General features: G+C 44.3%; 15 protein-coding genes. 9 read left to right on the plus strand and 6 right to left on the minus strand.

Features of this window, described 5'->3' with window-relative positions; genetic code table 11:
* Positions 1 to 16 precede the first annotated feature (16 nt).
* From aguB to H9L11_RS13695, 5 genes are all read left to right on the plus strand, one after another.
* Positions 17 to 883, plus strand: coding sequence for an N-carbamoylputrescine amidase (gene aguB, locus H9L11_RS13675; protein WP_047100674.1), 867 nt, complete (start codon positions 17 to 19; stop codon positions 881 to 883).
* A gap of 12 nt (positions 884 to 895) precedes the next feature.
* On the plus strand, positions 896 to 1,978 hold the full coding sequence (aguA, locus tag H9L11_RS13680; RefSeq protein ID WP_005377807.1) for an agmatine deiminase: 1,083 nt from the start codon (positions 896 to 898) through the stop codon (positions 1,976 to 1,978).
* Positions 1,979 to 2,032: 54 nt separating this feature from the next.
* Entirely contained in the window at positions 2,033 to 3,460 is a 1,428-nt protein-coding gene (locus tag H9L11_RS13685; RefSeq protein ID WP_005377806.1) for an NAD-dependent succinate-semialdehyde dehydrogenase, read from the plus strand.
* Positions 3,461 to 3,474: 14 nt separating this feature from the next.
* Positions 3,475 to 4,746 (plus strand): 4-aminobutyrate--2-oxoglutarate transaminase, encoded by a 1,272-nt coding sequence (gene gabT, locus H9L11_RS13690; RefSeq protein ID WP_205390838.1) that lies wholly within the window; start codon positions 3,475 to 3,477, stop codon positions 4,744 to 4,746.
* Positions 4,747 to 5,265: 519 nt separating this feature from the next.
* Positions 5,266 to 6,588, plus strand: coding sequence for an EAL domain-containing protein (locus tag H9L11_RS13695; protein WP_081107508.1), 1,323 nt, complete (start codon positions 5,266 to 5,268; stop codon positions 6,586 to 6,588).
* A gap of 132 nt (positions 6,589 to 6,720) precedes the next feature.
* Here H9L11_RS13695 and H9L11_RS13700 read toward each other — a convergent pair whose 3' ends face one another.
* Positions 6,721 to 7,608: a DMT family transporter gene (locus tag H9L11_RS13700; protein WP_033905202.1), complete on the minus strand. Its 888-nt coding sequence runs from the start codon at positions 7,606 to 7,608 to the stop codon at positions 6,721 to 6,723.
* A 110-nt stretch (positions 7,609 to 7,718) separates the two neighbouring features.
* Here H9L11_RS13700 and H9L11_RS13705 point away from each other — a divergent pair, with 110 nt between their 5' ends.
* The 4 genes from H9L11_RS13705 (at position 7,719) to H9L11_RS13720 (ending at position 9,648) form a co-directional block, all read left to right on the plus strand.
* Entirely contained in the window at positions 7,719 to 8,201 is a 483-nt protein-coding gene (locus H9L11_RS13705) for a MarR family transcriptional regulator (RefSeq protein WP_053350391.1), read from the plus strand.
* 23 nt (positions 8,202 to 8,224) lie between these two features.
* Positions 8,225 to 8,578, plus strand: a complete 354-nt coding sequence (locus tag H9L11_RS13710; protein WP_005377801.1) for an MmcQ/YjbR family DNA-binding protein — start codon at positions 8,225 to 8,227, stop codon at positions 8,576 to 8,578.
* Positions 8,579 to 8,697: 119 nt separating this feature from the next.
* Positions 8,698 to 9,132, plus strand: a complete 435-nt coding sequence (locus tag H9L11_RS13715; protein WP_005377800.1) for an Mpo1-like protein — start codon at positions 8,698 to 8,700, stop codon at positions 9,130 to 9,132.
* A 204-nt stretch (positions 9,133 to 9,336) separates the two neighbouring features.
* Positions 9,337 to 9,648: a hypothetical protein gene (locus H9L11_RS13720; protein ID WP_005377799.1), complete on the plus strand. Its 312-nt coding sequence runs from the start codon at positions 9,337 to 9,339 to the stop codon at positions 9,646 to 9,648.
* Between the two features lie 150 nt (positions 9,649 to 9,798).
* On the opposite strand, the gene H9L11_RS13725 is transcribed toward H9L11_RS13720, so the two are convergent.
* The 5 genes from H9L11_RS13725 to H9L11_RS13745 all read right to left on the minus strand — a co-directional run bounded on the left by H9L11_RS13725 (position 9,799) and on the right by H9L11_RS13745 (position 17,796).
* Positions 9,799 to 10,890: a sulfate ABC transporter permease gene (locus tag H9L11_RS13725; protein WP_193837416.1), complete on the minus strand. Its 1,092-nt coding sequence runs from the start codon at positions 10,888 to 10,890 to the stop codon at positions 9,799 to 9,801.
* Between the two features lies 1 nt (position 10,891).
* On the minus strand, positions 10,892 to 11,368 hold the full coding sequence (locus tag H9L11_RS13730; RefSeq protein ID WP_017633987.1) for a hypothetical protein: 477 nt from the start codon (positions 11,366 to 11,368) through the stop codon (positions 10,892 to 10,894).
* A 9-nt stretch (positions 11,369 to 11,377) separates the two neighbouring features.
* A complete protein-coding gene (locus tag H9L11_RS13735; RefSeq protein ID WP_080276910.1) occupies positions 11,378 to 14,554 on the minus strand; it encodes a response regulator in 3,177 nt (1,058 codons plus the stop codon).
* Positions 14,555 to 14,710: 156 nt separating this feature from the next.
* A complete protein-coding gene (locus tag H9L11_RS13740) occupies positions 14,711 to 16,867 on the minus strand; it encodes a GGDEF domain-containing phosphodiesterase (RefSeq protein WP_033905205.1) in 2,157 nt (718 codons plus the stop codon).
* Entirely contained in the window at positions 16,867 to 17,796 is a 930-nt protein-coding gene (locus H9L11_RS13745) for a phosphate/phosphite/phosphonate ABC transporter substrate-binding protein (protein ID WP_033905206.1), read from the minus strand. The genes H9L11_RS13740 and H9L11_RS13745 overlap by 1 nt, the downstream gene beginning before the upstream one ends.
* Positions 17,797 to 17,896 lie beyond the last annotated feature (100 nt).

A 17,896-nucleotide genomic window follows, 5' to 3' on the forward strand; every position in this document is an offset into this window, starting at 1 on the left:
AGATAAGGAATATCCAATGAGCAAAGTGGTGAAATTTGCAGCCCTTCAACTGACGAAAAGCTGGGATCTGGAAGATAACCTAGCCAAAGCAAAAAAGGCGATTCGTGAAGCAGCACAAAACGGTGCGAACGTGATTCTTCCGCAAGAGCTGTTCGCTGCGCCTTACTTCTGCAAAAAACAAGAAGCGAAGTATTTCGAGCTTGCAGAAGAAACGGAGAATTGTCGTCTTATTAAAGAGATGAGTGCGTTGGCTAAAGAGCTCGGCGTGGTGATTCCTGTCAGCTACTTTGAAAAAGCGGGCAATACGTTTTTTAACTCGCTAGTAATGATAGATGCCGATGGCACGGTACTAGATAACTACCGCAAGTCACACATTCCTGACGGCCCGGGCTACAGCGAGAAGTACTACTTTAGCCCTGGCGATACCGGTTTCAAAGTGTGGCAAACCAAGTTCGGTAAGTTCGGTGCTGGCATTTGCTGGGACCAATGGTTTCCAGAGCTTGCACGCAGCTTGGCTCTGCACGGCGCGGAAGCGATTTTTTACCCAACTGCAATCGGTTCTGAGCCTCAAGATCCGACACTGGATTCACGTGACCACTGGCAACGTACAATGCAAGGTCACTCGGCAGCAAACCTCGTTCCAGTGATTGCGTCAAACCGAGTGGGCACTGAAGTCGATGATGGTATCGAGACGACGTTCTACGGCTCTTCTTTTATCACTGACCACACTGGTGCAAAAATTGCCGAAGCACCGCGTCAAGGTGAAACCATCATTTACGCAGAAATCGACCTAGCTACGACAGCGAAAGCGCGTCACGCGTGGGGCTTGTTCCGCGACCGTCGTCCAGACCTTTACACCAGCGTTGGCAAACTAGCCGTTTAAAGAGGCGTTAAAATGAAGTTATCGACAACACCAGCGCAAGATGGCTTCTATTTTCCGGCTGAGTTTCAGCCAGTTAGTGAAGTTTGGCTAGCGTGGCCAGAAAGGAAAGACAACTGGCGTGATGACGCATTACCCGCGCAAGAAACCTTTGCCAGAATCGCGAACTTAATCGCGGATGTGACCAATGTGTGCGTGGCGGTATGCTCGCACAACTTTGACCGAGCGCGTCAAATGCTCCACTCAGACGTACGTTTGGTGGAAATCCCATTTAACGATGCGTGGATGCGCGATATCGGGCCGACCGTGCTTGTTAACCGAGCGGGCGAGCGCCGTGGGATTAGTTGGCAATTCAACGCGTGGGGCGGCGAATACAACGGGCTTTACGACAACTGGCAGCAGGACGATCTTGTCGCTGGCTCGGTGTGCGACATCATCGGTATTGATTATTACCGCGCACCGTTTGTACTTGAAGGTGGGGCGATTCACACCGATGGTGAAGGCACCCTTTACACCACAGAGGAGTGCTTACTCAGCCCAGGACGTAATCCGCAGTTGAGCAAAGCGCAAATCGAAGAGCAGTTAAAGGCGTACCTCGGTATCGAAAAAGTCATTTGGTTGCCAAATGGTTTATTCAATGACGAAACAGACGGCCATATCGACAACCTGATGCACGTTATCGCCCCGGGTAAAGTGGTACTAAGTTGGACCGATGACCCAAGCGATCCGCAATACGCGTTATCTCGTCAAGCGGAACAAGTACTGAAATCTCAGCACGATGCGAGAGGGCGCGAGATTGAAATTGTCCGTTTGCCATTACCGGGTCCGTTGCATTACAGCGAGCGTGAAGCCAATGGCATTGACGCCAGTTCAGGAATGAGTCGACAAGCTGGCGAACGCCTAAGTGCCTCTTATGCCAACTTTCTTATCGTCAACGAGCATGTGTTCTTGCCGATGCTGGACGAAGAGACCGACGCTATGGCGATCGATATTTTGCAAAACGCGATGCCGGAATACCAAATCATCGCGATACCGTCGAGAGAGGTTCTACTCGGCGGAGGGAACATTCACTGTATTACGCAGCAGATCCCTGCTTAAACATAAACTCGCCGCTGGCTTAGCGGCGATGATGAGTTGTCAAAAGGAATGACCATGCAACAGATACAAAACCAAAGCCTTGTTTCGTTTATGGTAGCGAATCCACAACAGGGCATTGCAGTGACTAATCCGGCGACCGGAGAACTCCTCGGGTACGCACCAGTCTCAACCGAAAACGACATTTTAAATGGCATTGAACGTGCCAGTGTGGCGCAGAAAGAGTGGGCGGCACTGCCAGCAAAAATGCGTGCTGGCATGCTCAATCGTTGGTTCCAACTTCTGTTAGAAAACAAAGCCGACCTTGGCCGTTTGATGACGTTAGAGCAAGGTAAGCCGCTAGCGGAAGCTCAAGGTGAAGTGCTTTACGGTGCGAGCTTTATCGAATGGTTTGCTGAAGAAGCGAAACGTACCTACGGTGAGACGATTCCTGCCCCAAGTGCAGACAAGCGTTTGGTGACCATCAAACAGCCAATTGGTGTCGCCTGTGCGATTACACCGTGGAACTTCCCAATTGCGATGATCACGCGCAAAGCAGGTCCAGCTTTAGCGGCAGGCTGTAGCTTTGTCGTAAAACCATCTGAATCTACGCCGCTGTCTGCGTTTGCGGTCGCAGAGCTTGCCTATCAAGCGGGTATCCCTCGCGATGTGCTGCAAGTGGTATTGGGGGAAAACTCCCGTCAGGTCGGTGCTATCTTCACTTCGCATCCGTTGATTCGTAAGTTGTCTTTCACTGGCTCTACCCAAGTTGGTAGTGTGCTGATGCAGCAAAGCGCGGCGGACATTAAACGTACCTCAATGGAGCTCGGTGGCAACGCGCCGTTTATCGTATTCGATGATGCCGACATTGATGCAGCCGTGGCGGGTGCGATGGCGTCGAAGTTCCGTAACGCAGGCCAAACGTGTGTTTGTGCGAACCGTTTCTACGTACACAGCAAAGTGTATGTCGAGTTCGTTGCTAAGTTTGACGCTGCGGTTCAGCAGCTCAAAGTTGGTAACGGATTGGAAGAGGGGGTCAACATTGGTCCAGTGATCAGCGAGTCAGCGAAGCAAGGCATTCAGACGCTTATTGATGGTGCTATCGAGCAAGGCGCGAAGCCGGTTTCAGAACTTAAAAAGCTCGATGGTCTATTTATGCAGCCAGTGGTTCTCAAAGACGTTACTCACGACATGAAGATTGTCTCCGAGGAAATCTTTGGCCCTGTCGCGCCAGTGATTCGTTTTGACAGTGACGCACAGCTGATCGAAATGGCGAACGACACCATTTACGGTCTTGCGTCGTACTTCTACAGCCAAAACATCCACCGTGTTTGGAAAATCGCAGAAGCGCTCGAATATGGCATGGTTGGCATTAACGAAGGCATGATTTCTACTGAAGTCGCTCCTTTCGGCGGTGTTAAGCAGTCCGGCATCGGACGCGAAGGAGCAAAACAAGGTATCGATGAATATATGGACGTGAAATATCTCTGCTTTGGCGGCAACTAATTAAGGACAAAACAATGACAAACCAACAACTGCACGAAAGAAGAAGCCAAGTTATCGCTCAAGGCATGGGCGCACTGTACCCACTTTACGTAGAGAAAGCAGAAAACGCTTACGTATGGGATATCGAAGGCAACAAATACATAGACTTTGCAGCGGGTATCGCGGTAACTAACACCGGGCATTCTCACAAGCGCATTAGCGAAGCGGTAAAAGCTCAGCTGGACAATTTCTCACACACGTGTGCGATGGTTACGCCATACGCGTCATTCGTAGAGCTGGCTGAAAAGCTGACAGAACTTGTACCAGGTGAGACTAAGAAGAAAGCGATCTTTCTAACCACTGGCGCCGAGGCGGTCGAAAATGCCGTAAAAGTGGCACGCGCTCATACAGGCCGTAGCGGCGTGATAGCGTTTAAAGGCGGCTTTCACGGTCGCACAAACATGACGATGGGGTTAACTGGTAAAGTTGCGCCGTACAAAGCGGGCTTTGGTCCTTTCCCGAACGAAATCTACCACGCGCCTTACCCAAATGCGTTTCACGGCATCAGCGTTGAGCAAAGCTTACAAGCGATCGACGATTTATTTGCTTGTGATATTGAACCATCACGTGTTGCGGCGATCATCTTCGAGCCAGTACAAGGTGAGGGCGGCTTCTACAAAGCACCTGAAGCGTTTGCACAAGGCTTGCGTCAGCTATGTGACAAGCACGGTATCATGCTGATTGCCGATGAAATCCAAACAGGGTTTGCTCGTACCGGTAAAATGTTTGCAACAGAATACCTAGGCATTGAACCTGACCTAATGACAATGGCGAAAGGCATTGCTGGTGGTTTCCCAATCTCAGCGGTGGTTGGGAAAGCGGATGTGATGGATTCTGCACTACCTGGTGGTTTAGGTGGCACTTATGCGGGCTCGCCACTTGGCTGTGTTGCTGGTCTTGAAGTACTGAAAATTATCGAAGAAGAAAACTTGTGTGCTAAAGCAATGGGTATCGGTGAAGTGGTCAATGCTCGTATGACAAAACTGCAACAGTCAGTGCCTGCTATCGGTGAAATCCGTACTACAGGTGCGATGATGGCGATTGAATTTACTGATCCTGAAACGGGTGAGCCGCTACAAGAGATGACCAAAGCGGTGATTTCTAAAGCGCAAGAAAACGGCCTTATCCTGCTTTCTTGTGGAGTAAAAGCGAACGTGATTCGTCTGTTACCTCCACTGACCATCGAATCTGACGTGCTAAATGAAGGCCTAGATAAGTTGAAAAAAGTGATTCTTGAAGTGGCGTAATTCACGCGCTTTTAAATAGCAATAACAAATCAAGGAAGCGGTTGACATCAATCGTTTCCTTTTTGTTTTTTAGCGTATCTGCTGCCTATCTAAAGAGCATTGCTCAAGCTCCAAGTCGTCACTTTTATTACGGATGACTTAATAATTGTGCTCGTTCTTACTTTCCACTTAGTCGCTACTTTGTTCTCCTCGAATGTGGTTTGGTGCTCACATTCTAAATCCCGACATCTGAAAGCCACTTGAGCCTATCATTTTATTGAGCGTCATTCCTCACTTTTTGGACTATAAAAATGAGATAGTATTCATATCCCACTTAGGTTGCTTGACAGATTAGCAGGACGAACTTTGATAACAAAGAATACAAGGTATGCCACTTTACTCGGCTTAGTTCCCATCGCCATATTTGTAGTGGCCTTTCATTCGATAACCAACTTTTACGTCAACTCGGTAAAAGCGTCGAAAATAGATGCTTACGTAGATTATTTAAATCAAAGGTCTGCCTATTTGGACGGAGCAATAGTGAAGCAGATTGCTCAGTTAGATTTTACTTGTAGTGATAGTGATGTAAGAACTTTACGCGACTCACGTTTTTATAACCGTTACATTCGTTTTATTGCGATGACCACAGAAGGCGGAAAAACGTGTTCCACGGTTGGTAGTGAAGTGTCTCGCCCATCTAGTAGTGAACGATTTCAGATGGATGAGAACTTTTTCGCATCACTTATTTTGCCGCAACAGAATGACCAAATAGAGTGGATGGTCATTTATGATAATGAACACGTTGAAGTTTTCTGGGTGCTTGATAACAGTTGGGTTAACGAGGTAATAAAAACGCCTTGCAAAGACTGCCTATTTGTAGAGTTTAAGTATGATGAACCAATATTTGGTGATTTAACGATAAGCCGTGGCAAAGCGAATATTGCAGGAGAAGAAAGCGCACTCTCAAAAGAGTTTTTCTTTTCAGGAGAGTCTCAAGCCAACATGCTCATCAAGATATACAGCGGTGAAAAACTTAAAAATTATGCTCAGGAAAGAGTACTTTTGTGGGGCGGTCTTGTAAGTGTGCTTGCTGGTCTTGTGACTGCCTTTGCATACATATCTGGTAAAAGCTTGAGAAAATCCATTACAGGTCTAATTGAAAATGGGATTAGTAATGCAGAATTTATTCCTTACTACCAGGCGATTGTCGATAGTCGCGATGGTAAGACAGTAGGATATGAAGCTCTGATTCGATGGTCGCGGCGTGATGGAATGGTGCCACCAAATATGTTTATTGGTGCTGCAGAAGAAAGTGGCCTGATTATCCCGATGACGAATCAGCTTATTCGTAAAATCATACAAGACTTAAGTGACTTACCCGAGCATACGTGGGTCAGCATCAATATTGTTTCCTCCCATTTAGAGTCAGGTGTATTAACGAAGTTGCTGTCGGAGTTAAATTGGCCAATCTCTAATAGAATTCATTTTGAATTGACCGAGAGAATACCAGTAAAAGACACTGAGGCCGCGAAAAAAGAGATTTTGTATTTAACGAATAAAGGCTACAAGTTCAAAATTGACGATTTTGGTACCGGATATGGTGGCTTTTCTTACCTACAAGATTTGGGCATCCGGTGTGTAAAAGTGGATAAGATGTTCATTGATCCAATAGGATCTGACGACCAAAAGTTGAAAGTGCTAGACTCAATTGTGTCTGCAGCGAACAAAGCGGAATGTGAGATGATTGCAGAAGGTGTAGAGAGCCAGGCTCAAGTCGAATACCTGGCTCAGCATGCGATTTACCTTATTCAAGGTTATGTTTACGCTAAACCAGAGCCCCTGACTAACCTTGCAAGTGCTTAATAGCCATAACGTCATAACATCCCGCTTTAAAGGTGCCAGTTTCCTAGGTTAGCGCTGATTTCTGCTGGTGGGCTCACGCTTGAGGATTCCTAACACTCTCATTACTCCTAGAGTGTTAGGAATTAACGTTACTTAGGAGGAGAGTGCGGCTCTTTTCGTTTTGATTGACGTAATGAGCTGAGGTAGTAATGACATTACGATCATTCCCAGCATTAAGCTGTATTGCAGAGGAGTGAACGTTTCCCCCAATAGCAGTAGGCCCGAAACAATGCCTGCGACTGGGTTTGCAATACCACCAAAGGTAAAATCTACGACCGACATCCGCTGTAATAACCATACATACATGCCATACCCTAATGCGGTGTTCAGAATAATTACCCACAGTAACCCTAGAATATTCGTCATGGATACGTCCTGAACGACCGTAGCATATGGCTCTGGATTGTTTATCGCCTGCACACTTGTTGCGATAGACATAATCACGCCACCCAAAATGAGCTGCCATGTTAACACTGTCCACCAGTGCATTTTTGTACCTAGTGACTTTGTTACGCTACTTCCTATCACGATGCACATAATGGCGGAGATCATCGCAAGTAAGCCCACGGGGTCGAGAGAAATAGAGCTAGGATCAAATAAGAACCAAGCTAAAGCAATCAAAGTTGCGCCGCTTATCGCTTGAATGCCACTAGGTTGACGTTTGTAGACCGCCCAACCAAACAGCATCGCAAAAACGGGGACCGAAACCATACCAACACCAGAGATGGCAGAAGGAAGCGTTAACGCCATGACAAAAATAAGACCAAAGAAGCAAGCGATGTTGATGGTTCCTAAAACAAGCAGCACCTTCCACTCACTTCTTTTTGGAAACGAGGGCTTTATTGCCAGCAACAAAAGACCCGCAGGCAGTGCCCTTAGAGCGCCAAGTAAAACGGGAGGCCAGTCCGGTAGAGTAAACTGAGTAACAGCGTAAGTCGTCCCCCAAAAAAAGGCAGGAATCATCGCAAGTAAAATGTTCATGTTAAATATCTTTATGTAGAGATAATTAAATGTAACGATATCGGCAAGGTGGCTTTTTGTAAAGTATCTTTATGTTAAAATAAAAAATATATGATGTTTGGAGAGAAATAATGGATGCAATTGATAGAGTGGTAGAGCAGTGGGCTAGGGAGAAGCCAGACCTCGACACTGAACCGATGGCAATAATGGGTCGACTAATGCGAATTGCAAAACACATGGAATCTAGGGTCGCCGAGCTACATAAGAAGTACGATCTGAAAATGGGTGAATTTGATGTGTTAGCGACACTGCGTCGAGCTGGTTCACCATATTGTCTTACTCCTTCAGCGTTAATAGAGTCGATGATGCTCACTTCGGGTGCGATGACCAATCGCTTAGATAAACTTGAGAAGAAAGGGTTTATTACCAGAACCCATAGTAAAGAAGACCGACGTAGCGTCACCGTTGAACTAACAGAGCAAGGCTTAACCTTAATTGACAAGCTAATTTTGGAGCATGTAGACGTTCAGCAATCGTTATTGCATGGTCTAGAAGGCAATGAAAAAGCGCAGGTTAACCAGGCGTTAAAATTGCTATTGCCACAATTTGAGTGAGAACGCAGAAGGAGGTAGGGGATATGAAAAGCAAAGAACTAGAACAATACTTAAGTACCTTCATGTGTGCAGAAAGTGATTTCCCATTTGGGCCTGAAGCGGTTGTATACAAAATCAAAGGCAAGATGTTTGCCATCATTGCAGAGAGAAACGGTCGGGAGTATGTCAGCGTAAAAGTAAAACCAGAAGATGGAGAAGTCTTAACGTCGCAGTTTACGGATATTATCCCGGGTTATCACTTAAATAAGCGTCATTGGATAACGGTTTATTTTAACGGTGATGTCGAGGATGGGTTGATTCAAGATTTGTGTGAACGCTCTTATGCTCTTGTCGTTGCCAAGCTGCCGAAAGCACAACGAGCGTTGCTTGGTGAGTAATCGGCAACGCACTGGCCTCTGTTGTCTTGTCGCTCGTTGCTCGTAGCCTTTACGGAAAAATTCGCACCTTTTTCATCCTCGGGCTATATAAGAATAAGAAGGTGGAAAAGGGGAATGATATGCGAGCATTATCTGAATGGCTAAAAGAATATGGTGAGAGTCACCAAAACCCTATCAACCAAAAGATTCACACAATCGCAGTTCCAGGTATTTACCTTTCTGTGGTTGGACTTATTTGGTCGATTCCCCAGATTTCATTATTAGGCTTCGAACTTAATTGGGTTTGGGTAGCGGTGATCCCCACTTGGGTTTTCTATTTTCGTTTGTCTCTGAGCGTATTCATGATGATGATCGGCTACACATTAGCGTGCATTGGCCTTATTTGGTCTCTAGAGGTATTGATGTTGCCCGTTCTGCATATTTCTATGCTTTTGTTTGGCGTATTGTGGATATTGCAATTTATCGGTCACAAGATTGAAGGTAAAAAACCGTCGTTTTTTGAGGATTTACAGTTTCTACTCATCGGCCCGATTTGGGTGTTCAGAAAACACTAGCGATAAGCAAAATCAGGCATCATCCGAATGACACAAGACATATAACGTTCAGAGATTATGTAGCTCTTACTACAGAATACCTCTCCTTCTTATTGCCACGACAAGCATTCACTTTAGATACGCACTATGATTAAAGAGGTGCCAACGCACTTTACGCTATCGAGATGCTTAAACTTACGGCAAGTTTACTTTAGGGGGGGATGAATGTACGATCGACAATATAAATATGCCTATTGGAGAGAAGAGCGTAAAAAAGGCAAATGGCACTATATATTAAAGTCCTTCTTTATGATTTGTTGTGCATTACTGCTTGGTAAAGTCATCGGTTTGTTCATTTTTGGAGAGCTGCATTCTTTAAGCGACATTTGGGAACAACTCCCAGCGGATGTTTTTATTATGATGCTCGTGGGCTTTCCAATTAGTGTCCTTGGTTGGTACCACGAAGAGTCAAAGTTTTTCCGGGCACTGCGACGCAAAGAAAAGCGGTTAAAAGGCAATCAAAATAAACCGAAATAGAGTAACCTTTGTCTCTGTTTGGATTGCCACTTACCTATCTGATCGATTCTATCCCTTCCAGTTGTTTAGCGTTTAGTTACGTGTTGCAAAAAGCCTTCTTAATACAACAAACAGCCCCCAGTGTTGTGGAAGTTGGTACTGTAAGAAACATTAAAAAACGAAGTTGAGCATTAGCGTATAAAGGCTCGCACTGTCATCCTTTGGGGCTGATGAAAACGCGCCAGAGCTATTATTGTAGGCGTTGAACCTTTGCCATTCTGCGTTTAGGGAAACGTTGTAATCTAGGTCGTATCTCAATCCGAGTAAGAAACTGTCTCCACTTTTTTTATCCCGACTATTAAACTGCTGACCGTAAACAATATAAGGAGTCAGCTTGTTTACATTATAACTTGTTGTCGCGTACCAAGATGAGGAAAGATTGCTGGTCTGTCCTTCTGCCATAATCACAATGTTATCGAGCTCGTATCTTAACCCTAGAGAGAACAGATCGATCGTGTTGTTTTTTTCTGTTTCAACTAGACGGTCAATGATTGTGGTTCCGCCACCGGGAGTGGACTGCTCAATGTTAGAGAGCGTCGTTGTTTGATCATAATCGCCGTGGAGGTAGGAAAAATTCCAACGATAGCTCTCTCCGCTTAGCGTTAAGTTCATCCCTGCAGTATTGTTTGACTCAATTTCCAATTCAGTACGTTCATTGATGGTTACGTCACTATTGTCTTTAAACCCGACAAACGGCATGGCAGTAAGTACGATTTGCTCATTGAGGTCATGAATCCAGCGTGCAGATAGGCCGTTATAAGCCGTGATACCTAGAATGCTGTCATATACCTCATTCGGTGGGCGGGCTTGGGTAAAAGCGTGGCCGACATAGTTGTACTCAGACATCAAAAACAGTGGCAGTCTTAAGCGTCCTCCTCGTATTTCTATGTTTTGATAGGTATAAGCCAAATACGCCCACTCGAGCTGAGGCGAGCTCCAATGGTCTTGCGGGCGCTTTACGACTTGTGCGGATGCCCGAAATGCCTTGTGAAAATAATCGAGCTGCATGCCGAAAGTGGTATCGCAATCGAAACAAGATTCATCGCCAATAAAGCGGTTAACTAGTAACGTAGTTGGGTTATCGGATTTTGCCCACGAAGTAGAGCCAAAACCACTTAAAGAAAGTTGTTCTGTTAGTTCAATCGTGGCTGAGCTCGGAAAGGTCGCGATACTCAGCGATAACATGGTTAAATATTTTTTCATATCAATTCTCCGAGCTAACCACACATAAAACATGAGCATTACTAGGGACGCTCGATGTTGGGGCATAACCAATTCTATTCGGCTTCTCTTGCATCCATGCTATGAGGTCATCAATGCTGGAGCGTGCAATCACTTTTGGCGGTCTAGCTTTACCTGAAAAAGACAAGCTTGCCCAATGCGCGTTCATTTGCGCTAAATTTTTGTTGAGAAGATAACGATAGAACTCAGCTCTTTCTGTTGATGTCGCAGGCCAGTCAGAGAGTTCAATTCGCTGGCCTTGTAAAAGTTGCGTCTTCCCTCTGTACAACTTTCGCGCTTTATTGACAGTGAGCGGAGAGAATTCGTCATTAAATGAGAAAACGGCGTAGCTCTCTGCAGCGAGAGCTTGGCAATTTAATGAAAGAAGGGCAATCAGAATGAACAGATAGCGTTTTATGTAACGCAAAGGAAAAGCAACGCGAGAATGATTTCTACTCATAGAATCCACCTACATTGCTTGTTCAATTTGATACAACAGTTTTTCTTTGCGCACAGGCTTTGGTACGTAGGCATCCATTCCTGAATCAAAGCAGCGTTGAATATCATCATCAACGACGCTTGCTGTTAATGCGATAATGGGCGTCTTAGCTAATCCTTTACTCGCTTCATAAGCTCTAATTTGCCTAGAAGCTTCAAACCCATCCATTATGGGCATCATGCAATCCATCAAAATAACATCAAACTTTCCATCTTTTTGGAACATTTCGACTGCAATTTGTCCGTTTTCTGCGACTTCGAATTGATAGCCTGCTTTAGATAGCAATAGAGAAGCCACTTTCTGGTTCACTCTATTATCTTCGACAAGCAAGATGCGTTCGGAGCGAATAGGCGTTACCGTTGCTTCTGGTTGCTCAGAACTTGCAGGTAGTTCATGAGTTTTATCGGGGGTGGTGTTCTCTTGGTGTGGTTCAGCAGGCGTCGTGTTGGAAACACGTAACCCAATTGCCTTATCTAACTTCTCTTTAAGCAACCCTGCTTTAAACGGTTTGGGCACATAGTCATCCATTCCAACGTCAAAGCATTTTTGTATATCGTCATCGACCACACTTGCCGTTAGAGCAATAATCGGAATTCTGAAAGCGCGTTTTTCTTTTACTTCTATTTGACGAATTATTTGGGTGGCTTCAAATCCATCCATTACGGGCATCATGCAGTCCATTAAAATTAGGCTGTATTGATTCTGTTGAAATTTCTCAACCGCTTCTTGTCCGTTTACAGCGACATCAAAGTCGAAGCCAGCTTTTGTGACGTGTAGCCCCGCGATTTTTTGATTGACCGTATTGTCATCAACAACCAAAATTTTCGGCAGAGATTTAACATGTTGCGCTGAAGTGCTCTCTTGTTGTGCGTGCGAGAAATTTGCCGCACAACTTTCAAGTGCTTTAATTAAGCGCTGCCCTAGTAGTGGCTGAGTGACCAAGGCGCTGATACTGTTTCTAAAGTCGAATTGTGGGCTATGAAGGTGCTTGATGAGGCAGACACGAATGTTTCGTTTACAAAGGCTTTCTATCTCATCGATATGCATCGCCGCTGCATTTGGTGATGCTTCTACATGAATAACGATAACGCGCTCGTTATCAATCCACGTTGGCAACGCACTTAAGGTATCTACTGACTGCGTTATATTGATGTTGAAAAAACTTAACTCGTTACGCAGTTTTTGTTCTAGTTGAGTACTGCTGCATACAATCCATATATCGTTGTGATTCAGAGCGTGATAAGCGTTAAACTCTTGCGTCACAACAGGAGCAGTTAGTTCAAAGAAGAAGCGACTGCCTTTACCTTTCTCGGATTCAAGTTGAATTTCTCCACCCATTAGCTCAACTAATTGCGTGCTAATGGCAAGCCCAAGTCCAGTTCCCCCAAATTGTCGGGTAGTAGAGTTATCCTCTTGGGCAAATGGAGCAAATATTTTCTTTTGCTGCTGGGCATCAATACCAATCCCAGAATCTTTAACGGAAAACTCGATGACCGCTTCACCATTTTTAATTTCGCGGGTGATGACCGATAGCTCTACACTGCCTTGTTCGGTAAATTTTACCGCGTTAGACATGAAGTTCATGACAACTTGGCGTATACGATGGTCATCCAACATTACGTGGTAAGGCGTGTTACGGCTAATGTTGACTTGCACATCGATGCCTTTTTCCTTTGCTTTCGGTGAAATGATAGAAGCAATGTCATAGATAGACTCTCGAACACAAGTTGAATGTGGGCTAATGAGCAACATCCCAGATTCAATTTTTGAGAAGTCTAGAACGTCATTAATTAAACTCAAAAGCAGTTGGGAGGAGGTTTCAATCGTGTCGACGTAATCGCGTTGTGTGGCAGTCAGGGAAGTATCGGATAACACTTCAGAGATGCCAATAACGCCATTTAGCGGCGTGCGGATCTCGTGGGACATGTTGGCCAAAAAGCTACTTTTGGCTTTACTCGCCTTAATTGCATCATCTTTTGCTTGTTCTGCATCTTCTTTAGCTTGTGTGAGCTTTAGTCTGGACAACATCCGCTCATCACTAAGCTTTTTTACCTCTCGAGCAAACTTACTCAGCTCGTCTTTACCCTTTATTAGTTGAGCAAGAGGTGAATTTTCAGTGTTACTTTGTTCATTGCTTTCGTTACTGAGAAATTTGAGGACTAGATTCAAGTTTCCAGTAACTTTTCGCACCAATCTTAGCGTTAAACTTACGACCAACAGCGTTAAAAGGCTCATCATTGCGATAAAGGTAAAGCGGTGCTGTGTCGTCGTGTTGATTGTCTTTGATATATCATCACTCAGCTGTTGTTCCATTTTGTCGTCAACACTTTGTAATAACGATAAGCGTTTGTTGAGTGCAGATAACCCCGCATCAATCTCATCCGGGGTTAATGATTTGAGTTGAGCTGGTTGCAATAAATAAGCACGAAACTCTTGGCTTTTGATAAAGACTTCACCCGTAAACGTCTCAATGAGCAGATCTACTTGTTGTTGATTGGCATTTAGCGTCACAAAACGCTCTAGAAATAGTTGTTGGTTCTGGATTAAAGATTGGATAGAAGCCTGTGTTGTGAGGTCATACTCGTTATTTTCCTCTGAAGATCGAATCAAATATTCGCTTAATCTATGCTCTTCAGTGGACCAAAACATCAACCATTCAAGTTGCATCAAAGAAGAAAGGTGAGTGTTTGTTTCATAACTCACATTTCTAAAATAGACTTTGTCTAAGCTCATGAGGATTTCTTTGAACGTATCAGCGCGCCACTCTGCCGCATCTAACTTTTCTTCTTGATTTTGCGAAGAGAGCATCGAGAGGGTTGCTTCCTCAAAGCTTGTCAACTGGTTTAGTATCTCAGCGTTTTCACCGAATACTGGTGCAGCGGTGTCGCGTAACAATTGAGATATCTGCTGAGTTTTTAGTTGCTTATCTATTACATCAGGGTTATTCGGTAGGTGATAAAGCGAAGATACGCGGTCGATGTAGACAGAGAATAACTGTGCTTTTTGTAGTTCCTGAGCCTGGATAGAAAGGCTTTGTACATGTTTACCCGCGAGGACAAGCAACAATAAAATTGGCAGCAAAACCAACCCAAATAGCTTTTGTTTTACCGACAGGTTGTTCCAAGAAAAGATTCCTACCACGCGCATTTCCATATCCAAGAAGTTGATATGAAAAGTGTAGTTTATTTATCTCAGATGTTAGATTTTAAGAGAAAATTCATATTAATGAGGTGGGGGAAGTGTGACCGATATTGCATTACGAGTACTAACGCGCTAAGCGGCAATAGTTAACAAAACGGCGTTCTAAGCAAAGTGATTGACGCTTTGAGCGCCACTCCCTCGTTGGTATTCAAATGCAATCAATTCCTCAGCAGGTACAGGCCTACCTAAGAAAAAGCCTTGTACGACGTCACAGTGGAGAGACTCCATTCGTGTGAGTTGAGTTTGAGTTTCTACGCCTTCGGCTACTACTTTCATTCTTAGGTTGTGAGCCATGGATACAATCGCGCGAACTAATGAATCGTCTTGATCGCTTTTTCGGATTTGAGCGATAAATGAACGATCAATCTTGAGCCCGTCAAAAGCCATATGTTGTAGGTAGGCAAGGGCTGAATACCCCGTACCAAAGTCATCTAGCCAAACTTCCACTCCGATACTTTGTAGTTTTTTAAGCACATATTGAGCTTTCTCTGTATCATCAATAAAAAGTGACTCTGTCACTTCAACATGAATGGTTTGAGGGGCGACATCATGTCGTCGTAAATACTTAGAAAATAATTGACTTAAATCTTGGCGATAGATTTGTCTTGGGGACAAGTTTAATGCGATGTGAAAATCAGTACCGAAATGTTCTGCCCAAATTGCCCGCTGAGCAACTGCCGTCTCAATGATATGTTCTCCAAGCTCCAATATTAAATCACTTTGCTCTGCGATCGGGATAAACGATTCTGGACTGATATAGCCTTTCTCGGGATGATTCCACCTAACCAATGCTTCGACCCCAATTAGGCGATAGGTTTTTAGATCAAATTGTGGTTGATACCACAGCTCGAATTGAGACAAGTCACGTACTGAACGACGCAGTTCTCGTTCTATGTATAAACGTTGTTTAATCGTTTCATCAAACGTGGAATCGTATATCGTCATAATGTCTTTACCGCGTCTTTTAGATTCCTGCGCCGCAAGAGAGGAAAGCTGTAAAAGAGACTCAGCGTTTGAACCAAATTCTGGATACACAGCAATTCCGAGGCTTGCCGTAATTTGAATATCGTTCTCTTCCAAACTAAAGGGAGAGAGTAGTTGGCGATGAATAGCGTGCGCTTTTTCTCTAGCTTCATGATTGTCCGAGCACGGAAAGGCCAGTACAAATTCGTCCGCACCTACTCGACTTACGATGGTAGAAAGGCGGTAAAGCGGCTTAAAATAACTCGGCAAACGGCTTTGAAGCTCTGAGGCAAGATGGCCTAGCAATTTATCCCCAATGTTATGTCCATAGTTATCGTTAATGTGCTTAAAGTCATCCAAGTCAATAAACACAACCGCGAGTGAGGGGGATTTGTGGTCAGTTATTTGCGTTTGAATATCAATGAGTAACTTTTCTCGGTTTGGCAGGGAAGTCAGAATATCGTGGTACGCCATGAACTCAACTCGGCTGGTGTATCGGTTCACTTTGTTTGACATTTTGTTGTACGCCGAAATAAGTTCTCCCACTTCATCTTTGCTTTGTATGTCGGTGACTGGCAGCGCTTGGGTATTTGACTCTGAAAATTGATCTTTTAGTTGCTTGAGTGGTTTAGTTAACGACCGCCCCAAAGCATAAGCGATGATGCTACCGAATAGAACGGATATCCCACTGATCGTTAGCAGCAAGTTAAACATCTTCTGTTTATCGTTTGAGGTAATCGCTTGGACTTGTTCAATGTTCTGTTCTTTCTCTTCCAGTAGATGTATCAAGTTAAGCTCAAGATACACCGCCCCAAGAGTAATGTTTGATTGCTGAATCGGCGCTGCGATCTCCAACTGATGCTTGGAAAAGGAAACGAGAGTTCTAGATTCTTCTATTGCTTTCAAAATAAAAGGAGAGCGGTAATGAGGTTGGGCAAACATCCTTAGCTGAGTAGTGCCGTCGTGAAAGATTAGCCCTTCATTGTCAACAACATGTATTTTCGAGACATCTGGCTGGCTCAATGTTGCCTTAATTTGCTCATACGCTTGACTGATATTGTCTGTATAGAGTGGATCAAAAAGCTGTTTTGATAATAGCTCTGCATAAACCAACCCTTTTTGCTTAACGTAAGATTCTGTTTTTTCTTGAGAGTTGTTCGTGATCTGTTGAGTTAAGCTATTTGAATACGCATCGTAACCGTGCATGTATAACGCAAGATTTATCACCACAACAAACAAGACAACGAACATTGTCGAGCAAATGTATTTGGTTTCGAGTGAGAGCTTTTGAAACATCAATCCACCTTCGGTAACAAGTGAACTGACTTGCGCACTGTACTTAAGGAGGCTCGCATTTCTGGAGTAAGCGCGCTGAATTTTTTGGTGTTCTGAAACTTTTTAAGTGCGAGAGAGCCTTCGTGAGTTGTATCCATATCAAGCAGTATGGACGTGATTTTACGCTGTTGCTCTAGGCTCATGCTTGGAGAAGCGAGAATTAAATCCCTGGGTATTTCAACAGAACGAGAAAAAATCGCTAGTTTGTCTTTCATGTTCTCTGGCAAATCTTTGGGATTGTTCCAGTTGAAGTTACTGAATGCTCCTGCTGCAACTCTCTGTTTATATACCCATACAGATAGGTTGATTTCATTTGACTGAGCGAGTTGCTCATCAAGGAATAAATAACCAATGCTGTCTTTGGCCGGTTTGTCATCAGGAGAGGGAAGGTATTGCAGTTTTTCTCCGTGATTCAGCAATGTAATCGCAGGTAGGTAATAGCTGCTGGTAGACGTGCGCTTTTCGAAAACAAGCGTTTTTCCGCGCAGGTCAGAAAATGACTCAATGCCACTCTCTTTATTAGTAAAGAACACCGTATGATATTTTTGCAGGCCTTTTTTCCATCGTATAGCGAGGACTTGGCTATTAGACTCCTTTTCTAAGGTCATCGCATTAAAGGGGGTCGCCGTTGCAATTTGAACGGTGCCATTTTCAAGCGCAACCGCGAGCTGACGATAATTTTTAAATACCTTTACCGCCCCTTTTGCGTAACCATATTCAGCCATATTTTCAGTTACATACTGGGTAAGGGGCGTCGCTTTTTTGATTTTGCTTTGGGCTTTATTCGACACAATGCCAAACGTGAATGTTTTCTCAATATTATCTTGTGCACTGACGACAAAAGGTGAACTCAGCAAAGTGAGTAATAACAGAGTGCAGGCAGGTTTCATCCGGCTTCAACTTCCTTCTGGTGCATGTCAGTAATATTTAGTATTTATCAATGTGCCGAAATCAATCTTAAAAACAGTATGATGTACAAATTTCGTTGTG

The sequence above is a fragment of the Vibrio sp. sp1 genome (assembly GCF_016920955.1).
GTDB classification, from domain to species: domain Bacteria; phylum Pseudomonadota; class Gammaproteobacteria; order Enterobacterales; family Vibrionaceae; genus Vibrio; species Vibrio alginolyticus.